The 19,416-nt window shown below is 63.1% G+C and carries 17 protein-coding genes; 7 read left to right on the forward strand and 10 right to left on the reverse strand.

Annotated features, from left to right (window positions below; translation table 11 throughout):
• The first annotated feature begins 114 nt into the window (after positions 1–114).
• Together QZY03_RS22950 and QZY03_RS22955 are read left to right on the forward strand one after the other, a co-directional pair.
• On the forward strand, positions 115–774 hold the full coding sequence (locus QZY03_RS22950; protein ID WP_295584938.1) for a hypothetical protein: 660 nt from the start codon (positions 115–117) through the stop codon (positions 772–774).
• Positions 775–884: 110 nt separating this feature from the next.
• Positions 885–1,352, forward strand: coding sequence for a helix-turn-helix domain-containing protein (locus QZY03_RS22955; protein WP_295584940.1), 468 nt, complete (start codon positions 885–887; stop codon positions 1,350–1,352).
• Positions 1,353–1,758: 406 nt separating this feature from the next.
• On the opposite strand, the gene QZY03_RS22960 is transcribed toward QZY03_RS22955, so the two are convergent.
• Together QZY03_RS22960 and QZY03_RS22965 are read right to left on the reverse strand one after the other, a co-directional pair.
• On the reverse strand, positions 1,759–2,190 hold the full coding sequence (locus QZY03_RS22960) for a hypothetical protein (RefSeq protein ID WP_295584942.1): 432 nt from the start codon (positions 2,188–2,190) through the stop codon (positions 1,759–1,761).
• A gap of 142 nt (positions 2,191–2,332) precedes the next feature.
• The gene (locus tag QZY03_RS22965) at positions 2,333–2,524 is read right to left on the reverse strand and encodes a hypothetical protein (RefSeq protein ID WP_295584966.1); all 192 of its coding nucleotides are present in this window, start codon (positions 2,522–2,524) and stop codon (positions 2,333–2,335) included.
• Here QZY03_RS22965 and QZY03_RS22970 point away from each other — a divergent pair.
• On the forward strand, positions 2,517–2,786 hold the full coding sequence (locus tag QZY03_RS22970; protein WP_295584944.1) for a DUF1778 domain-containing protein: 270 nt from the start codon (positions 2,517–2,519) through the stop codon (positions 2,784–2,786). The two genes, QZY03_RS22965 and QZY03_RS22970, sit on opposite strands and share 8 nt — an antisense overlap.
• Positions 2,783–3,307 (forward strand): N-acetyltransferase, encoded by a 525-nt coding sequence (locus tag QZY03_RS22975; protein ID WP_295584946.1) that lies wholly within the window; start codon positions 2,783–2,785, stop codon positions 3,305–3,307. The genes QZY03_RS22970 and QZY03_RS22975 overlap by 4 nt, the downstream gene beginning before the upstream one ends.
• Positions 3,308–3,413: 106 nt before the next feature.
• On the opposite strand, the gene QZY03_RS22980 is transcribed toward QZY03_RS22975, so the two are convergent.
• The 4 genes from QZY03_RS22980 to arsS are packed head-to-tail and all read right to left on the reverse strand — an operon-like array spanning position 3,414 to position 5,934.
• Positions 3,414–3,641, reverse strand: a complete 228-nt coding sequence (locus QZY03_RS22980; RefSeq protein ID WP_295584948.1) for an RND transporter — start codon at positions 3,639–3,641, stop codon at positions 3,414–3,416.
• A gap of 4 nt (positions 3,642–3,645) precedes the next feature.
• On the reverse strand, positions 3,646–4,290 hold the full coding sequence (locus QZY03_RS22985; protein ID WP_295584950.1) for a TIGR04282 family arsenosugar biosynthesis glycosyltransferase: 645 nt from the start codon (positions 4,288–4,290) through the stop codon (positions 3,646–3,648).
• Complete coding sequence (locus QZY03_RS22990) at positions 4,280–4,954, reverse strand: TIGR04283 family arsenosugar biosynthesis glycosyltransferase (RefSeq protein ID WP_295584951.1); 675 nt, start codon at positions 4,952–4,954, stop codon at positions 4,280–4,282. Before QZY03_RS22990 ends, QZY03_RS22985 begins: the two co-directional genes overlap by 11 nt.
• A gap of 11 nt (positions 4,955–4,965) precedes the next feature.
• On the reverse strand, positions 4,966–5,934 hold the full coding sequence (gene arsS, locus QZY03_RS22995) for an arsenosugar biosynthesis radical SAM (seleno)protein ArsS (protein WP_295584953.1): 969 nt from the start codon (positions 5,932–5,934) through the stop codon (positions 4,966–4,968).
• Positions 5,935–6,292: 358 nt separating this feature from the next.
• On the opposite strand from arsS, the gene QZY03_RS23000 reads away from it, so the two are divergent.
• Positions 6,293–6,961, forward strand: a complete 669-nt coding sequence (locus QZY03_RS23000; RefSeq protein WP_295584955.1) for a metalloregulator ArsR/SmtB family transcription factor — start codon at positions 6,293–6,295, stop codon at positions 6,959–6,961.
• A 58-nt stretch (positions 6,962–7,019) separates the two neighbouring features.
• On the opposite strand, the gene QZY03_RS23005 is transcribed toward QZY03_RS23000, so the two are convergent.
• The 4 genes from QZY03_RS23005 to QZY03_RS23020 all read right to left on the reverse strand — a co-directional run bounded on the left by QZY03_RS23005 (position 7,020) and on the right by QZY03_RS23020 (position 14,355).
• Entirely contained in the window at positions 7,020–8,477 is a 1,458-nt protein-coding gene (locus tag QZY03_RS23005) for a class I SAM-dependent DNA methyltransferase (protein WP_295584957.1), read from the reverse strand.
• Positions 8,474–9,538, reverse strand: coding sequence for a PDDEXK nuclease domain-containing protein (locus tag QZY03_RS23010; RefSeq protein WP_295584959.1), 1,065 nt, complete (start codon positions 9,536–9,538; stop codon positions 8,474–8,476). The genes QZY03_RS23005 and QZY03_RS23010 overlap by 4 nt, the downstream gene beginning before the upstream one ends.
• Positions 9,539–9,719: 181 nt before the next feature.
• On the reverse strand, positions 9,720–11,411 hold the full coding sequence (locus tag QZY03_RS23015; RefSeq protein WP_295584964.1) for a restriction endonuclease subunit S: 1,692 nt from the start codon (positions 11,409–11,411) through the stop codon (positions 9,720–9,722).
• Positions 11,412–11,574: 163 nt separating this feature from the next.
• The gene (locus QZY03_RS23020; RefSeq protein WP_295584961.1) at positions 11,575–14,355 is read right to left on the reverse strand and encodes a type I restriction-modification enzyme R subunit C-terminal domain-containing protein; all 2,781 of its coding nucleotides are present in this window, start codon (positions 14,353–14,355) and stop codon (positions 11,575–11,577) included.
• Positions 14,356–14,826: 471 nt separating this feature from the next.
• Here QZY03_RS23020 and dnaE point away from each other — a divergent pair, with 471 nt between their 5' ends.
• Entirely contained in the window at positions 14,827–18,459 is a 3,633-nt protein-coding gene (gene dnaE / locus QZY03_RS23025; RefSeq protein WP_295584962.1) for a DNA polymerase III subunit alpha, read from the forward strand.
• Between the two features lie 5 nt (positions 18,460–18,464).
• Entirely contained in the window at positions 18,465–18,635 is a 171-nt protein-coding gene (locus QZY03_RS23030; RefSeq protein WP_295584968.1) for a hypothetical protein, read from the forward strand.
• Positions 18,636–19,416 lie beyond the last annotated feature (781 nt).

The raw sequence follows: 19,416 nt of genomic DNA on the forward strand, positions 1-19,416 counted from the left end.
AACCGGGGACAGACCACGGTTTCCGTAAGAGTGAAGCCCGGAAACCGTGGTCTGTCCCTGAATTGCGCGTGAATTGCGCGCCGGGTAACCCGCGTCCCTACGGCTGAGAAGCTTATGAAAGACAAATCTGAGCCAAAGGGAATGCCCATCTACATTGATCCTATCGAGCGAGGGGTCGTAGATGCGATGGATAACGATGGGGATGCCAATGAGGACTGGTTTCCGTCAAACAAGCCCGCTTTCAAGCTCTGGAGATGTCTCGAATCAATGCTTGATCTGGAAGAGCTAATAGAATTGGCATCTCAAGCCAAGAACGCTACCAAGCGAAAAAGAAAGCTGAAAATAGCTGTTACCTCCTTGCACTCATTTATCAAGAATCACGATGACTTGCTAAATGATATCCAAACCAATTCCGAAACAAGGGGAAGACTTAGCGATACAGATTTGTCGCAAGTAAAGACAGTCGCGAGAGATTTTTCAGATGTATTGCCGCACGATCACAAGTCCGCTGTTTCCACATTTCGCAATAAACTTTCGTCCCATATTGATAAAAATATACATCCGAGAGAGGCTCAGAAACTAGCCGGTACCCTTGATCAGCATGAGTTCGGCAAATACTTGCATATCTGCTTACATCTAACCCTGGATCTTTTAAAGCTGGATATCTATGCATGGTCTTGCCGTTCGCCATCAGAAGAATACTTAACGTTCATGACTAATGAGCCATATATCGTAACCATCAAGCCAGAAGGGGAAAATGGTGCGGAATTATAGCGCCCTAATGTGATATCTGGACACATCATTGGTTCTCTGGAATTTTTTTCATATTGAATTGTCATATATGTAGAGGTAACCGAGTTCTCAATAGAGGTTGGAGGTTTATCATGAAACGGGATTGGATGTCTGATGCGCGTCAAATTCCAGATGAGGTCATGACCTATTTTCGTCACGTTGCTGTCTGTGCCGTCAATGAAAAGAACTATCATCCTGATGATGTAAGCAATGTGTTAGGAGTCAGTCGCAGTTCTGTTTATGATTGGCTACGCCGCTTCACCATTGATGGCTACGACGGTTTGGAAACACAGAAAGCCCCGGGAATGCCACCTCTCGTAACAAAAGAAATGGATCAATGGTTGAAAGACACGGTCGTCGAAAAAACGCCAGAGGATTTTGGGTACGAGACGCCGCTTTGGACTTGTGACATTCTGGCCGAACTCCTAAAAGCTGAGTTTGGGATTCAGGTTATCGCTGCGACTGTCAATGACCATCTGAAGAAACTCAATCTGGACGAAACCGGGGACAGACCACGGTATTCGCTGCGAAACCGGTGCGAAACCGGGGACAGACCCTGAGGTATCCCCACGAACTTGAGCGAGAGCTCAGTAGGTTAGCGGCATCCCAGCGTCAGGGCCTCTGCCAGCCATTCAAAGCGTCTCTATCTCGCTGATAGAGAAAGTTATTTCGTGGGGATACCTCAGGGACAGACCACGGTATTCGCTGTGACCAAAAAATGAATGCCTAACTTTCGGCCAAAGAGCGAGCGCGCGCCACGGGCGTTGTGCTGGTTTGCGGGTTCAGCGGTGGCGCGCGCCGCCTTGGGCTGACCGTTATCGCGCCGAGCTAAGCTTGGCGTCTCTTGCGGGGTGTAAGTCCCCGTCGGGTAAGGGCTAGCGACCCGCCCGTATCGAGTGTTGGTCCCATTGCGGAGTGGGGTAACCTGCGAACAACAGTATGGTCGGCGTTGCGCTGCGGCCCGGCTCAGCTCGATGGTTGAATGTCATCTGCCGGGCCATTGCCATCCCGCATGGCGTCGTCCAGGCAGCCCCGAAGGATCAGCGCCTGGAGGTCCGCCAGCCGGTGGCAGGCGCCAATGGCCATCGCATCGGCGCACGGCCGGAGTCGCCCAGCGTGCAGGCGGAAGATGGCGGGAAGTGCAGCCTGCACGTCTGGAAATTGCGCGCTGAACTGGTCGCGGTGCAGGAATTCGCAGGTCACGCCCAGTGATTGAACGAAGGTGCGCCATTCGGCGCGCTCGGCGAGCACGCCGTGGGTGATGGCGCAGAGCGCGCAGGGGTAAGTCGCCGGGGAGAAGATCTTGTGACCGATGTCCGCCAGGGTGTTGAAGAGACCGCTGTCGGCGTTGTAGACGAACAGTAGATGGGGCTGAGGGTTTGTCGGGATCGGGTTCATGTCATTGGTCTCCAGCCTTACTCGTTATGCCTGTGTTCTTGCCCACGTGTGTTCTGAGCTGGCCACCTGGCCAGGCAATGCGGGGCGTCGTGCACCGTTGGGACCATGACCTGTCGAGGTCGTGGTCGGTGATACTCACACTTTAGAACGTGACACCGAGCAGCCAAGCCGCCGCGCCGCTGCCCAGCACGACGAGCCACGGCGGTAGCTTCCAGACCATCAGGGCGGTCAGCGCGACCAGGGCCAGGCCGAACCGGTATCCTTGCAACGTATTGCACAGTGCTATACATTTTCCACTATCCAGCATCAGCTCGGGGACTCCTTTGATGGCCAACGCGTCCACCAGCCTCATGGTCCGTCTCGATCCGGACAGCAAACTGTTCGTCACGCGCGCGGCGGAACTGCGCCATGTCAGCGTTAGCGAGTACGTCCGCTCGGTCGTGGTCGCCCAAGCCCGTCGCGAAATCCAGGCTGCGGAGCAGCAGGTTATTGCGTTGACGCCGGCCGAGCAGCGGGCGTTCTGGGAAGCGCTACAAGAACCGACCGCACTCACCGCGGCGCAGCAGGCACTCGGTGTACTGATGCGCGGGGAATGAGCGCCGTCCGCTGCTCTCCCGGGTACCGTATCGAACCACTGCGGCGGGATCACCCGAGGTCGGCGTTCCACAGCGGCCAGGCGCAGGTTGATGATTGGCTGGCGAACAAGGCGCTGCAGAACCAGGACAAGCACCTGTCGGCGACCAAGGTCCTGATCGATCCGGTCGGCACCATTGCCGGGTTCTATACGCTCGCGACCGCGCAAGTCGACTTTACCGACTTGCCGCCGGAACTCTGCCGACGCTTGCCGCGGCGCAATCTACCGGTTGCCGTCCTTGCCTGGCTTGGCGTTCGCGACAGCGATCAGGGCCAGGGCCATGGGCGCCGCCTGCTCGTCCAGGCCCTTAACGATAGCTTCAACGCCGGTCAGACCTTCCCCTTTGTTGCTGTGATCCTTGACTGCATCGACGACCAGGCGCTGACGTTTTACCGGCGTTGGGACTTTCGCCCGCTGCCTGGCCACAACTACCGACTCTTTCTGAGCTGGAGCCAGCTCCAGGCCATGGCGACGGGTTGCTGAGAGAGTGAGACTCAAGTTGCTGTGCCAGGGCCGTGGCCGACAGCCCAAAGGGCTCCATGAAATCAGGTACGAAGGCTATAGGCGAACAGCAGGCCGGTCGAACTGCTCATGCGCGGCGCCGGCCGGCGAGCCGGCCCAGTTTTACGAGTAACAGCACCCAGGGCAGCCCATGCAGCAGGAGGTCGAATAGGTCGATCGGCCGGACCAGGTTGCCGGCGGCCAGCAGTTTGAGCTTCTCCCAGAGGTGCGGCTCGGGGACGAAGGGGGCGAGGCCGAGGGTCAGGGCGATGACGACGAACGTGACGAGCGGCAGGCGGTCGATCCAGGTCAGCATAAGGTTAGTCCAGGCGGCGGTAGGCGTTCAGTAAATGGGGGAAGTCCGCGAGGTCGTCCGGGCGGTCGAGGTCGCGCAGGGTCGGCAACTCGGTCCAGGTTAGCCCCAGCCGCTGCAATGCGGTGCGCGTTTCTTCCAGGACGGTGCCGGTGCTCCAGTGGATACCGGCGAAGAGTTCGGGCGCCGGACGGCGCAGCCCGATCAACACATAGCCGCCATCCGCCGCCGGTCCGAGCACGGCGTCGCACCTTTCCAGGGCGGCGAAGGCGGCGGTGAGATAGTCCGGGCTGTAGTCCGGGCAGTCGCTCCCGATCAGGATTGCGCGGTCGTTTTCGGCGAGCGTTGCGGTCAGGGCCGCCGCCATGCGTGCCCCGAGATCCCCCGCGGGTTGATGGCGCCAGGTCAGGCCGTGTTGATGCGCCAGGCGGGCGCAGCGTCCACCATCGGGCGGTGCCCCGGCGCACCAGAGCCGTCGGCTTGCCGTGGGCGTCGCGCCCGCCGCCCGCAGGGCGATGTCGAGCAGATGGCGGTAGAGCCGTGTTGCCCCGGCCGCGCCCAGGGCCGGGATCAGGCGGGTCTTGACCTGTCCCGGAACGGGCTCGCGGGCGAAGACGATCAGTGCGCCGCCGGGCGGGGCCTCAGCCGTCATAGCGTCGCGCCAGTCGGGCGGGATCGGCACCCAGGGCAAAGGCCAGGCGCAGCCGCCACATGAGCAGAATGGTGCGCAACACGCCGCGCGATTCCCAGCGTCGGCTGGAGGTCAGGAGCAGCGGGCGCAGACAGGCGGGGCGGGCGATCCGGCGCAGGCGTTTCGACAGGGCGATGTCCTCCATCAAGGGGATGTCGGGAAAGCCGCCGACCCGCGCGAAGGCGTCACGGGTGACAAAGATTCCCTGGTCGCCGGTGGCGATGCCGGTGAGTCGCGAGCGCCGATTCATCGTCCATTCCACCAGACGCAGCAGCGGGTGACGTCCGGAGAGCCGCACATCGAAGCGCCCCCAGCAAGCGCCATCCCGGCAGGCCGCGAGCAGCGCCTCGGCCGCGCCGGGCGGACTGCGGGTGTCGGCGTGCAGGAACCAGAGGAACTCCCCCGTGGCCGCTTGCGCCCCGGCATTCATCTGCGCGGCCCGGCCACGCGGCGCGCGCAGCACCCGGTCGACTCCGGAGGCGGCCAGCGTCGGGGTCGCGTCCTCGCTGCCGCCGTCGACCAGGATCAGCGCATGTCCGGCCGCGCGCGCCGGGGCCAGGTCGGCGAGCAGGGCGCCGATGTGGTCCGCTTCGTTCAGGGTCGGGATGATGATGGAAAGCCGCATGGGGCGCCGCGTCACGTCATGCCGGTCAAGGCGCCGCCGCAGCTCGACCCTTGCCCGGCGGTGCAGCCGTAGCAGTGACCGGCGACCGCAATGGGTGCGCCTTCGAGGATGAGCGCGGCCAGGTCGCGCAGATGGGCGTGGCCGGCACCCGCCGCCAGCGGCAGTCCGAGCATCTGATTGAAGTCGCAGTCATAGAGATAACCCTGCCAGTCCACGCTGATCAGCTCCCGGCACATGACCGTCGGCAGATTCTCGGCGCGGTGCGCGCCGCGCAGCCGCGCGACATAGTCCTGGAGTTGCCCCTTGGAGAGCAGCAGGCTGCCGAAGCGGCCAACCGGCAGGTTGGCCAGGGTCAGCAGCCGGTTGAAGTGCAGGCCATGCTCGGCGAGCAGCACGCGCCGATAGTCCTCCTCCAGTATCGCCTGCGGCGGCGGCAGGTCGGGACCCTGGGGGTTGTAGACCAGGTCCAGGACCAGCCCGCTGCCGGGCACGCCGTACCCGAGCGCGTTCAGGCGACGCAGCCCCGCCAGGCTGGCGGCGAAGACCCCGTGGCCCCGCTGGGCGTCGACATGGATCTCCAGATAGCAGGGGAGTGAGGCGATCAGCGCGCAGTCCTGCGCGGCGAGGAAGTCGGCCAGATCCTCCTGACCGGGTTCGGCCAGGACCGTGAGGTTGCAGCGATCCAGCACGCGCAGCCCCAGACGGCGGGCCTGTCGCACCAGATCGCGGAAGCCGGGGTTGAGTTCCGGGGCACCGCCGGTCAGATCCAGGGTCTGGAAGGGCAGGCGTTCCAGCGTGGCCATGACCAGCTCCAGCGTCGTCCGGTTCATGACCTCCGGACGATTCGGCCCGGCCGCGACATGGCAGTGCAGGCATTGCTGATTGCAGAGCCTGCCCAGATTGACCTGCAAGGTCTGCGGCCGGGTTCTGGACAGGGACGGGAAGTCGGTCGGTCGCAGGTGGGGCAGCGGATCGCGCATGGTTCAAGGGTCGCCAGTGGAATAAAAAAGGAGACCGGCGCAGCAATTCCAAATTTGGGCGGCATCGCGACCCCTGGTGGATGCGGCGCGCGCGACCGCCGTGCCGGGTTCCTGACACCGAGCGGCGCGCCTTATCCACCCTACAGCGGAACCGGTTTCGTAGGGTGGATAAGCGCAGCGCATCCACCATCAGCCTCGCCGCCGACACGCTGTTGGCGGCGGCTACCCAGATTTTGAACTGCTGGCACCGCCGAGGTCAGCTACCCGTTGGCTGACAGCCTCCCTATACTGATGGCTCGTACTGATCCGCTCAACCCTTGGGTTGAATCACGACCAGACTCTCGAATCGACCGACATCATGGCCAACCCCACCGAGCCCAAACAGGCCCTCTTCGAGCAGCTCGCCATCATCGCCCGCGCCCTGGGCAGCGGGGCGCGGCTGGAGCTGCTGGATTTCCTGGCCCAGGGCGAGCGCAGCGTCGAGGATCTGGCGCGGGTGGCCGGACTCAGCGTGGCCAATACCTCCAAACACCTGCAACAGCTCAAGACTGCCGGTCTGGCGCAGGCGCGCCGCGACGGGAAGCATATCCGCTACGGCCTGGCGGACGATCGGGTCCTGGACGCGGTCGCGGCGCTGCGGGTGCTCGCCGAGACCCGCAGCCGCGCGGTCGCTGAACTGCTCGCGAGCTATCTCAAGCGGCGCGACGACCTGGAGCCGGTCCGGGCCGACGAGTTGCTGGAGCGGGTGCGCGACGGACTGGCGACGGTCGTCGATGTCCGCCCCGCCGAGGAGTTCGCCCAGGGCCATGTCGTCGGTGCGCTGAACGTCCCGCTCGACCAGTTGGAGGCGCAGTTGAGCGACCTCCCGCGCGATCGCGAGATCGTCGCCTATTGCCGGGGGCCTTGGTGCGTCCTGTCCTTTGAGGCAGTCGCCCGGCTGCGCGCGGCTGGATTTCGCGCCCGTCGCCTGGAGGACGGACTGCCGGAGTGGCGCCAGGCGGGGCGACCGGTGGCGGATAGCGGATAGCGGATCGCCGTGAACCGGAGGCTGAGTGTGAGCACGTTGAGATAACCGATTCATCCGGTCATTTCGCCAACCCGGCGGCCACATCGCGAAAGGCCGTCAGGGCGGCTTCCAGGTGATCGATGATCTCTTGCTGCAAGACCTGCGGCGACGGCAGGTCATCCAGCGAGTCGAGCGCGTCGTCCTTGAGCCAGAAGAGGTCGAGACTCGCCTTGTCGCGCGTGATCAGATCGGCATAGGGGTAGTATTTGAAGCGCTCGGTTTCGGTCCGGTCGAACCGGTTCTCGGGATGATAGCTGGTGATGAAATCACGCAGATCGTCCGGCTTGAGCGGCCGGGTCTTGAGCGTGAAGTGTTGGTTGGTGCGCAAGTCGTAGATCCACAGACCCTGGGTATGGACTCTGCCATCCTTTGGCCGATTGTCGAAGAACAGCACATTCGCCTTCACGCCGTTGGCATAGAAGATTCCGGTCGGCAGCCGCAGCAGGGTATGCACCTCGCAGGTCTCAAGCAAACGGCGGCGGATGCGCTCGCCCGCGCCGCCCTCGAACAGGACATTGTCCGGCAGCACCACCGCGGCCCGGCCGCTGTCCTTGAGAATGGTCACGATGTGCTGTAGGAAATTGAGCTGTTTGTTCGACGTGGTCTCCCAGAAATCCTGCCGCTCATACGTAAGCGCGTCCCGGTCCTCCTCACCCTCCGCGTTGGTGATGGTCATGCTGCTCTTTTTGCCGAAGGGCGGATTGGCGAGCACATAGTCGAAGCGCTCGCCAGCGTCGGCAATCAGCGCATCGGTGCGGTCCACCGTCGGCTCGTCGTCCAGGTCGCCGATGTTGTGCAGGAACAGGTTCATCAGACACAGCCGCCGCGCGCTCGGCACGATCTCATTGCCCGAGAAGGTCTTGCGCCGCAGGAACTCCTTTTGCCGCCGATCCAGCGTCTGTCCCGGCCGGGTGAGCCAGGCATAGGCACCCAGAAAGAACCCGCCGGTGCCGCAGGCCGGGTCCGCGATGGTCCGCAGCGGCTCCGGGCGCACGCACTCCACCATCGCCTGAATCAAGGGCCGGGGCGTGAAATACTGGCCGGCACCGCTCTTGGTGTCCTCCGCGTTCTTCTGCAGCAGGCCTTCGTAGAGGTCGCCCTTGGTGTCCGCATCCAGGCTGATCCAGTCTTCCGCGTCGATGAGCTGGACCAGCCGCGAGAGCTTGGCCGGGTCCTGGATCTTGTTCTGTGCCTTGAAGAAGATCGCGCCGAGCATCCCGGTCCCCTGGCCGAGCCGGTGCAGCAGGGTGAGATAATGCCGCTCCAGCGGCTCGCCGGTCCTGGAACGCAGGCTCGCCCAGTCATAGCCCTTGGGGATATGGGTCTCACGGTCATAGGGCGGCTGCGCATACTCATGCGCCAGCTTCAGGAATAGCAGGTAGGTGAGCTGTTCCAGATAGTCGCCATAGCCCACACCGTCATCGCGCAGCGTGTGGCAAAAATTCCAGACTTTCTGAATGAGGGAGGAGGCATTCATTCGCTGTCCTTATCCGCGCTAGGCTCGGAGCCATTCAGTGCGTCCGCCAACTCGGCTTCGAGCGACTCGATACTCGGCAGCGCGCTTTGCAGCGATTGCGGCAAGGCGCGCATCAGCTCATAACTCGCGATGCCCAGCGGTTTGTCGATGCCGCGCAGTGCGTATTCGGCCAGCACCCGGTCTTTGCCCTGACACAGGATCAGACCGATGGTCGGCGCATCCGTGGCATGGCGCAGCGTGTCATCGACGACATTGCAGTAGAAATTGAGCTTGCCGGCATATTCCGGCTTGAAGTCGCCGCGCTTGAGATCGATCACCAGATAGCAGCGCAGCTTCAGGTGATAAAACAGCAGGTCGATATAAAAATCACTCTCGCCCACCGTGACATGGTATTGCCGACCGACAAAGGCGAAGCCCCGGCCGAGCTCGATCAGGAACTTCTCCAGGTGCCGCACCAATGAGGTCTCCAACTCCCGCTCCTGGAAGCCGGCTTGCAGCGTCAGGAAGTCGAAGATGTAAGGGTCCTTCAGCGCTTGCTGCACCAGATCCGACTGCGGCGCCGGCAGCCGGGCGGCGAAATTTGTGACCGCGTTGCCCTGCCGTCGATGCGCTTGGCTGGCGATCTGCAACTTCAGCACGTTGCGGCTCCAACCCTCGGCCACTGCCTGGCCGACATACCAGTTTCGCACCCGCTCGTCTTTCACCGTCTGCATCAGCAGCACGTTGTGTGCCCAAGGTAATTGGGCAACCGCCGGTTGCCCAATCGGCGCGTGGTCGGCAAAGAGTGCCGGATAGGCACGAAAAAACTGCGCCATCAGCTTCAGGTTGCGCTCTGAGAAGCCCTTGAGTTCCGGTAACTCGTTGTGCAGGTCACGGGCGAGCCGCGGGATGACGCCGGCACCCCAGCCCTCGCGCGCCTGCCGCGCGGTCAGTTGTTCGCCGATCTGCCAATAGAGCCGGATCAACTCGCTGTTAGCCGCCAAGACCGCACGGGTCTGCGCGGTCTGGATGCGGGCCTTGATCTCGGCCAGTAGTTCCGTGTAGTCGTTGGGTTTACTCATTGCGACTGTACATCAGTATTAAACCTAAATTCGACAGTTGCTCACACAAAGACACAAAGAACACAAAGAAAAACAGATCACTGAAAACGTCAGGCCGATCGCCGCGCTGGTGACCTGCTCAATCGACCTGTCGCGTTGAATATCTTTGTGTTCTTTGTGTCTTTGTGTGAGAACTGCTTTTCTAAGGGTCAATGGTCTCGATAGTGCCGAGACAATCGCAGCGCCGTACATCGCCCGCCGCCGAGGTTGGAGCAGAGGACGCCGGGACAACAGGTTTGGATCGCTTCATGACTGTCCTCGGGTTTCGCGTCCCCCGCTTACCGACATCCGCGCCCGCGGCGGCTCGCTCGGCGCGGATGCGCTCCAGTAGCACGCTTGCGGGTTCGTCGTTGGGGTCTTGCGGGACCAGTTGGCCGGAGAAGGCAGCTTTGAGGATGTTTTGGCGTTGGGCGGCGGCGCGCTTGAGCGTAAAACCGACTGACTGCTCTTGTTGAGTGGCGGCGCTGAGCTGCAACGACACAACGTCCATGAGTGCGCCGACCTCCTCTCGCGCCGGTATCGGGATCGCAACGGCTCCTAACTGCTGTAGATTGAGCCCCGGCTTTCCGGCGCCGTATGCGTCTTTTTCCAGTTGGCCGCGGCCACCGCCTACAGCGGTAAGAAATAGATGCAAATAGCCGCTCAAGGCGGCGTCCATCGGTCGCATCAGTGCAACATGCTGACTGACATATGCCTCCTCAAGTTCGACATCGACGCGCGCAGCCTTACCGACATTGGCCCCTGTCACTGTCAATAATAGGTCATCCTGTTTCACTCGGGTGCGTGCTCCTTCGCTATTACAAGGTGGATTAACAAAGGCCACGTCCGAAAGATCAAGCCGGTCTTTATTGATGTTCTGAGAGCGTATGAACAGTGCGCCATCACTTGCGTAGTAATCTGCCCATCCGCGTGAGCCGGTTGTGATGAACTCCGTCAACTGATCCAAACTTGCCCATACCCATCGTTCCGGCAATTTGCTCAGATTGGCGATGTCTGGCCGGATGGGCTCCGGGTATTTGGACTGCCAACCTTTGGGCGGAGTCCTGCCACGTTCGGCGAACTTGGCGAGTTGCTTGGCTTCCCAGCGGGCACGGCGTCCGGTGAGGATGCGTTCGAGCAACTGGGCGCCGGTCTCTTCCGGTTCGCTCTGTTGTTGAAGCTGGACTTCGCGCCATGACGCCGTCAGCGTACCATCCACAGCAGCCTTCAGCAGTGACTGTCGGTATTGCTCCAGCTTTTTCCGCGCGGCCGTCAATTCGGTCACGCCGATGTCGAGATCGGAAAGGATCTCTTCGAGTTTCTCGACGATTCGCCGTTGCTCTTTTGCGGGTGGGAGGACTAGTGGGATGGTGCTTATGAGCGTATTTGACGAGATACTGGCTTGATTAACATGATTGGTGCAGCGATGTCTTGAGTAGCCCGACATCCAAAAAAAATGTAATTGATGAGCCACAAATGCTGTTTCAACGTGTCGCTCAAGGCGTAAGCGCGTCATATGATTGGAGAAAGCGTAGCCCTGCTCGCGCAGCGAGATCAGAGCGGTCTTGCCAACAAGTTCGGGAGAGTTCGTGTTATTGAATAGCACGTCCCCGGCTGTAAGAACTCTGCCTCGTGTTGCGGCAACGGACTTGATGATGCTGACGTTGATCTTGCCATTGCGATCTATGTTCATTGGTCGCAGGTGCGGAATTCCGGACCCGTTTGAGTTGTGTTCCCCACTCGCAAATCCTGGATTAACATCTATTGCAATGTCAGCTAATGATACGTATTCCCATCCCCGCGGGAGCGATGAAAGAGGCAAAGGGTAATGCAGGAACGATTCCTCATGGAACATCGTACTCACGCGGCGAGTTCCTTATTAATTTCTTCTCGTTCCCACGCTCCAGCGTGGGAATGCGATCCGGCCGCTCCAGCGGCCCGTTTTGGTACGCGACGCTGGAGCGTCGGGACTTGCTCCCACGCTGGAGCGTGGGAGCCAGAGTGAATTAAAGTCAACTTCACGCCACCAACTCCCGATTCATCTCATCCATCAGCCCATCCAATGCCGGGCCGAACAGCCCCCACACCTTCTGCAGCCCGCCCTTGTCCGCAAACTCGGCATAATCGAAGTCATCGCGCCCGATCGTGCAGCTCGCCGCGATATGTTCCTTCATCAGCCGCAGCCAGTCAGTCTGCTCCGGGGTGAAGGCGGTCTTCCGCTGGGCATTGTGCCGGAAGATCCATTCTTGAAAGCGCTTGTCGACCTGCTCCCGGAACGGCCGCAGTTCAGTGTCCAGCCCGATGGCGAAACGGACCAGGGCGATCAGGTCGGTCAACTGGCGCCGGGTGTCCGCACCTTTGACCTGCGCCGTTTGGACCCGGGCATAGGCGCTCCACAGACGCTCGGTGGTCAGCATCAGCGGCGGCCGGCTGAGGTGGTCGTGCAGTTCCTCGATCAGGTCGAGCGTGAGTGCGCGGCGCTGGTAGGGCTGCTGGTAGAAGAAGGCGAGCGCGGCGATTTCGTCCTTGTGTTGGGCGATGGTGTCGGCGAAGCACTGGATGACGCGGCGCGCCTGATCCTGCGCCTGCGCGCCGTAGCCCGAGAAGGTGACCTGATCGAGGTTGATGTGATCGATCAGTTGTTCATGCTCGCGCCGCGCCGATTCGATGACCCGGCGCAGTTCGGGCTTATCGAATGGGGCACAGGCGGCGGCCACGTGCTCGGCACGGGCGGCGGCGATCTCTTGCGCGGTGAGGGTGTCTTCAGAGCGCGTGATGCCCTTGGCCTCAGCCGTGGCGAGCGCGGCCTCGACGATCCGATCCGGGTTCAATGCGGCGATGAGTGCCTTGGCCAGGTCAGCCACTGACAGGCCGCCGGAGACCTGCTCCACCCGCGCCTGGGCCTTGGCGTCCAACTGTTTGCTCAGGCGCACCAAGCGGTTGGCGAGACTCAGGATGGTGTCGTCATCCCGGTGACCGATGGCGACGCCTTGCAGCAGATCCTTGAGCGGCACATCGGGCTTGCGCTCCAGTGGGCGACTGTCGGTCTTGAGCGAACGTTCCACGCCCACCGCATCGATCAGCACAAAGCGGGTCTTGGCACTGTCGGCGCTGTTGCTCACCCGCCGCAGACCATCGTGGCTCAGGCTGCGCACGCCGCGGCCCTTCATCTGCTCGTAGTAGCCGCGGGAGCGCACGTCGCGCATAAAGAGCAGGACCTCCAGCGGCTTCACATCGGTGCCGGTGGCGATCATGTCGACGGTGACGGCAATCCGCGGATTGAAGTCATTGCGGAAGCTGGACAGGGTGCTTTGGGGGTCCTCCTCGGCCTTGTAGGTCACCTTTTTGCAGAAGGCGTTGCCTTGGCCGTAGACCTCGCGCACGCACTGCACGATATCCTCGGCATGGCTGTCGGTCTTGGCGAAGATCAGGGTCTTTGGCGTCTCCTGACGGGTGGGGAAGATGCGGGTCTCCACCGCGGTCTTCATCGCCTGAATGACCTTGCGGATTTGGCTCGCGTTGACGACTGAGCGATCCAACTCCTTGCCGGTATAAGGCCGGTCTTCCTGCGTCTGCGCCCAGCGCTTCGCGCGCGTCAGGCGTTCCCGATGGTCGACCCAGGCCTTGGCCTTCAGTTCGGCGCCCTTGCGGGTGACCTCGGTCTCGATTTCATAGACGTCATAGCCGACGTTGATCCCGTCGACGACCGACTGTTCATAGGTGTATTCGGCGACGATGTTCTCGTTAAAGAAGCCGAAGGTGCGTTTGTCCGGCGTGGCGGTGAGACCAATCAGAAAGGCATCGAAATAATCGAGCACCTGCTTCCAGACGTTGTAGATGGAGCGGTGGCATTCGTCGATGATGATGAAATCGAAGGTCTCGACCGGAACGGCCGGACAGTAACGGACCTGCTTGGCCTGGGTCGCGGTCTGCTGTACCTCGTTGAGTGAGATGTCCTCAGCGGATGCGTCGATCGGTTCGCCCGACAGCACGGAATACAGCCGCTGAATGGTGCTGATGACCACCTGCGCCTGCGGGTCGATGGTGCTGCCGGCGAGGCGCTGGACAGTGTAGAGTTCGGTGAAGGTGCGCGCGTCGTCCGGCGGCGTGTAGGCCATGAACTCCTGGTGGGCCTGCTGGCCCAGATTGCGGGTATCGACCAGAAACAACACGCGCTTGGCACCGGCGAATTTGAGCAGGCGGTAGATGGCGGTGATGGCGGTGAAGGTCTTCCCCGCGCCGGTCGCCATGTGGATCAGGGCGCGCGGAAAGTTGCGGGCGAGCGAGTGCTCTAGGCCGGTGACGGCGACGACCTGACAGGCGCGCAAATACGCCGTCAGCAGGGCGGGGAGGGCATGGACCAGTCGATAGCGCAGGGTGTCTGGCTGGTCGCGCCAGGCGGCCAGTTGCTCGGGACGGAAAAAGTGGAAGATTTCACGTGAGCGCGGGGCGGGGTCGCGGGTGTCGGTGAAGCGGGTGATGGCCCCGGTGCCTTCAAACAGGAAGGGCAGCAGGGCGGTCTGGCCGCACCATTTCAGGGTGGCGGCGGCATAGCGCAGCGTCTGTTCCTCAACGGCGGTCAGGTGCTCGCCGGCCTGATCGCGCTTGGCCTCGATGATGCCGACCGGTTCGCGATCGATGAAGAGCACATAGTCGGCGGGGCCGGTGTCGGTTGGATACTCGCGAACGGCCACGCCGCGCGCCGCGCCCAGATCGATGTCCTTGAAGTCCTGTATCACCCAGCCGGCATCGATCAGGCGCTGTTCGATCCGCTGGCGTGCCTTGGCTTCCGGGGTCATGGGGGGCTCCTGCGCGGGGTGCGCCGGTCGATCTGGGCAGTTTCGCTATGGTGCGGGATGATCGCATAGAACAGCGGTCGCCGGGACTGGGCTGGGATGCCCCGGGTGTGATCAGAAGTGATGTGGTTTGTTGGGGCCAGACCTTTCGGTAGGATGGGCAGAGCGAGAGCGATGCCCATCCTACGCGCTGATGTGGTCGCTGCCATCGTCCTCGGTCGGATCGTAGGAGCCCGCGTGCGGGCGACGGGTGGGGGCACAATGGCTCGATTCCGGCAGGTCACGTCGCCCGCAAGCGGGCTCCTACGGCGTTTGATTCTTGATAGCGTCGTAGCCGGCTGTCCGCGCTTGCACAGGAAAACAACGCACTAGAAATCGACCACGAGAAGAGTCCGCGCCGGTGCCGGGAGGTTGGTAGACTCGCACGCCCGAACCCCGTCCGACCCGCGTTATTTTCAAGCAGTCGAGCTCGCCATGGAACCCCGCTTCGTTCACCTGCACCTGCACACCGAGTATTCACTGGTCGACGGACTGGTGGGCGTCAAGCCGCTGGTCAAGGCGCTGCGCGCCGGGGGGATGCCGGCGGTCGCGGTGACCGATCAGTGTAATCTGTTCGCCCTGGTGCGCTCCTACAAGGCGGCCTTGGTGGCCGGGGTCAAGCTGATCGCCGGGGCGGATTTGTGGGTGAAGAATCCGACGGACGCCAACAAGCCGCACCGGCTGGTGCTGCTGGTCCAGGATAAGCAGGGGTACGGCAACCTGACGCGGCTGATCTCGCGCGCCTATGTGGAGGGGCAGCATCTTGGCGTGCCGCAGGTGGAGCGGGGTTGGATCGCGGCGGCGCCGCAGGGGTTGATCGCGTTGTCCGGCGGTCCCGGCGGTGACGTGGCTCAGGCTCTGCTGGCCGGCAACCGGGGGGTGGCCGAGTTCCTGCTGGATGACTGGCTCGCGATCTTCGGCGACCGTTATTACCTGGAACTGATCCGCACCGGCCGCGAGCAGGAGGCCGAGTTGATCGAACTGTCGGTCGACTTGGCGCTGGCCAAGGGCGTGCCGGTGGTGGCGACCAACGATGTGCGCTTTCTCGCCCGTGAGGACTTTGAGGCCCATGAGGTGCGGGTCTGCATCCACGAGGGCCGCACCCTGGACGATCCGCGCCGGCCGCGCATCTACAGCGAGGAGCAATACCTGCGCACCCCCGCGGAGATGGTGGAGCTGTTCGCCGACTGCCCCGAGGCGCTGGAGAACTCGGTCGAGATCGCCAAGCGCTGCAATCTGGAACTGGAACTCGGCAAGAACTACCTGCCGGACTTCCCGGTGCCGGCGGGCATGACCGTCGATGAACACTTCCACGCCGAGGCCCGCCAGGGGCTGGAGCGCCGTTTCGCGCGCGGCATCCTGGCGGGCGCGCCCGATCCGGACGAGCGTCGCCGGATCTACGCCGCGCGGCTCGATCTGGAGCTCGGCGTCATCTGCCAGATGGGCTTCCCCGGTTACTTCCTGATCGTCGCCGACTTCATCGCCTGGGCGCGGGCCAACGGCATCCCGGTCGGCCCCGGCCGCGGTTCCGGTGCCGGCTCGCTGGTCGCCTATGCGCTGGGGATCACCGATCTGGACCCGATCTATCACGATCTGCTGTTCGAGCGTTTTCTGAATCCCGAGCGGGTGTCCATGCCGGACTTCGACGTGGACTTCTGTATGGAAGGCCGCGATCGGGTGATCGACTATGTGGCCGAGCGTTACGGCCGCGAGGCGGTCTCGCAGATCATCACCTTTGGCACCATGGCCGCCAAGGCGGTGGTGCGTGATGTCGGCCGGGTTATGGGACACCCCTACGGCTTCGTCGACCGGGTGGCCAAGATGGTGCCCTTCGAGTTGGGCATGACCCTGGACAAGGCGCTGACCGACAGCGACGACTTGAAGGCCGCCTATGAGGACGACGAGGAGGTACGCACCCTGATCGACATGGGGCGCAAGCTGGAGGGGCTCACCCGCAACGCCGGCAAGCACGCCGGCGGCGTGGTCATCGCGCCGACCAAGCTGACCGACTTCTCCGCGCTCTACTGCGAGCCCGGCGGCGACAATCTGGTCACCCAGTTCGACAAGGACGACGTGGAGGCGGCCGGTCTGGTCAAGTTCGACTTCCTGGGGCTGCGCACCCTCACCATCATCGATTGGGCGCTCAAGACGATCAACGCGCGCCGGCCGGCCGGCACCGAACCGCTGGATATCGACGGCCTCGACCCGGCCGATCAAACCGCCTTCGCCCTGCTCAAACGCTGCGAGACCACCGCCGTCTTCCAGCTTGAATCGCGCGGCATGAAGGAGTTGATCAAGAAACTCCAGCCGGACTGTTTCGAGGAAATCACCGCGCTGGTCGCGCTGTTCCGGCCCGGACCGCTGCAGTCGGGCATGGTCGACGACTTCATCAACCGCAAGCACGGTCGTGCCGAGGTCGCTTATCCCCATCCGGATTTGGCGCCCATCCTCCAGCCCACCTACGGCGTCATCCTCTACCAGGAGCAGGTGATGCAGATCGCCCAGGTCCTGGCCGGCTACTCGCTCGGCGGGGCCGATCTGCTGCGCCGCGCCATGGGCAAGAAGAAGGCCGAGGAAATGGCCAAACAGCGTGCCTTCTTCCAGGAAGGTGCGGAGAAGCGTGGTGTGGACGGCGCGGTGGCGGCGCACATTTTCGACCTGATGGAGAAGTTCGCCGGCTACGGCTTCAACAAGTCACACAGCGCCGCCTATGCCCTGGTCTCCTATCAGACACTGTGGCTCAAGGCCCATTATCCGGCCGCCTTCATGGCGGCCGTACTCTCGGCGGACATGGACAACACCGACAAGGTGGTGACCTTGATCGAGGAGTGTCGGGCCATGGGGCTCAAAGTCGAATCCCCGGCGGTCAACGCCTCCGAATATCGCTTCACCATCGCCGACGGCGGCACCGTGATCTATGGCCTGGGTGCCATCAAGGGGGTGGGTGAGTCCGCCATCGAGGCCATGCTGGAGGCACGCCGCACCGGCGGGCCTTTCAAGGATCTGTGGGAATTCTGCCGGCGCATCGACTTGCACAAGGCCAACCGGCGCGTGCTGGAGAGCATGATCCGCGCCGGCGCGTTGGACGGGCTCGCCCCCAACCGGGCCACCCTGATGGCGCAATTGCCCTTGGCGCTGAAGTTCGCCGAGCAGCATCGCGAGACCCAGGCGGCGGGGCAGGGCGATCTCTTCGGTGATCTCTTCGGGATGCCCGGCGGTGCGGCGGCGCCAGCTCCCGCCCCGGACCCGCAGATCGCGGCGGACACCCGCGAGGATTGGGACGAGGAGCAGCGCCTGGCGGGTGAGCGCGAGACCCTGGGGCTCTATCTGACCGGGCATCCCATCGACCGCTATGCCGCCGAGATCGACGCCATGGTCGGCACCACCAACCGCATCGCCCGCCTGTTGGAGACCGAGCGCGACCCGGCCGAGACCGAGCGCTGGGACAGCAAGCGCCGCGAGCGTGACCGCCGCAGCATCGCCGGGCTGGTGGTCAGCGTGCGCCACAGCAAGACGCCGCGCGGACGCATGGGATCGGTGCTCCTCGACGACCGCACCGGGCGCATGGAAGTCACGGTCTTCTCCGACCTCTATGAGCAGGCGCGCAACCTGCTGGTGCCGGACCAGCTCATCACCGTCACCGGTTCACTGAACTTCGACGACTTCCGCGGCGCCTGGACCCTGCGCGCCGATGACCTGCGCACCTTCGAACAGGCACGCGAATCCCAGGCCGACCACCTGGCGCTGACGCTCGACCTCGCCGACCCGGCGGCGCATGCCCGCGGCCTCGCCCTGGTCGCCCAGGTCCAGGCTATTCTGGAGCCCTTTCGCGGCGGCGACCTGCGCGTGGTCATCGACTACCGCCGCCCCGGCGTCGGCGGCCGGCTGTTGTGCGGGGAGGCGTGGCGGGTGCAGCCGCGCGATGCCCTGTTGAAACAACTGCGGCGATTGCTCGGGAATGAGGCGGTGACGGTCTCCTACCAGCGCGGCACCTTGCCGGCGATGACACCCGCCGCGACGACGGAGACCGAGCGGCCGAGGGCGGCGCGGTTGACGGTGGTGAGGTAGGGCCGTTGCCATTTCCCGGCCGGCAACGCGACCTGCCCAGCATCGACATCCGTCTAAGGGGCTTTATGCGGGTGCGGCATGTCGGCTTCCTGGCGAACCGCTGCCGGGCGCGCTGTCTGGCGCTGATCCGCACGGCGCTCGCTGCCCCGGCACCGGAACCCGCCAGCGCACCGTAGGCCGCGGCACCCTTTGACGGTTACCCGTGTCCCACCTGCCATCAGGGGCGGCTGCATGTGACGTTGCACCTGGCCCCGCGGCGGCGTCAGGGGGTGATGAACGCGCCTGCCCCAGCTTAAGCACTAAGGCTCACCCGTCACGCTGAACAGACCGCATGCGGCCTGCGGGCCTTGATCATCGTTCCGGCCGACGACCGGGCGTTGCACACTGGAAATCGAGGCTTATTCAGCCGGACCAGGGCGACCCAGATGCGATGTCGATCGGCCAGGGTGATTTCCGGGAAAAGATGTACCAACGTGTAGGGGCGACTTTAGTCGCCCCTAAACCCCCCTACGGAATCTTGCAAGCATGCGCAGTTGGGATGCTTCTTCCTGGGAATTGCCTTCGATGATTTCCGAAGAACCTCTTACCACGCGGGATCAACCACCGAGGACCGGGGTGACGCGACCGGAGGTCGACGCTTTAGCGGGCGGCGGCGCGGCGCTCGACTGACGCCTCGACCTCCTGTCTGTTGTGCGGGTGCGGCAAGATCCGCAGGGGGCTGTAGGGGACTGTAGGGGCGACTAAAGTCGCCCCTACATGAACAGAATTCGGAACTGGTCAGGGTCGTGGCCGTCACCATGATCAAGGCCGGTTGAGCCCTTGGTCATCGTTCTGGCCACTGGCGGTCGATGCTTTACCGTAAAAGTCGCGCAGCGACTCCGTGGGAGCGGCGTCCCGCCGCGATGGGGCCGGGCGTGTTACCGCAGCGTTCGCGGGCACCGTGGTACCGCATCGCGG

Origin of the sequence: uncultured Lamprocystis sp. (assembly GCF_903933125.1) — a bacterium.
GTDB lineage: Bacteria > Pseudomonadota > Gammaproteobacteria > Chromatiales > Chromatiaceae > Thiodictyon.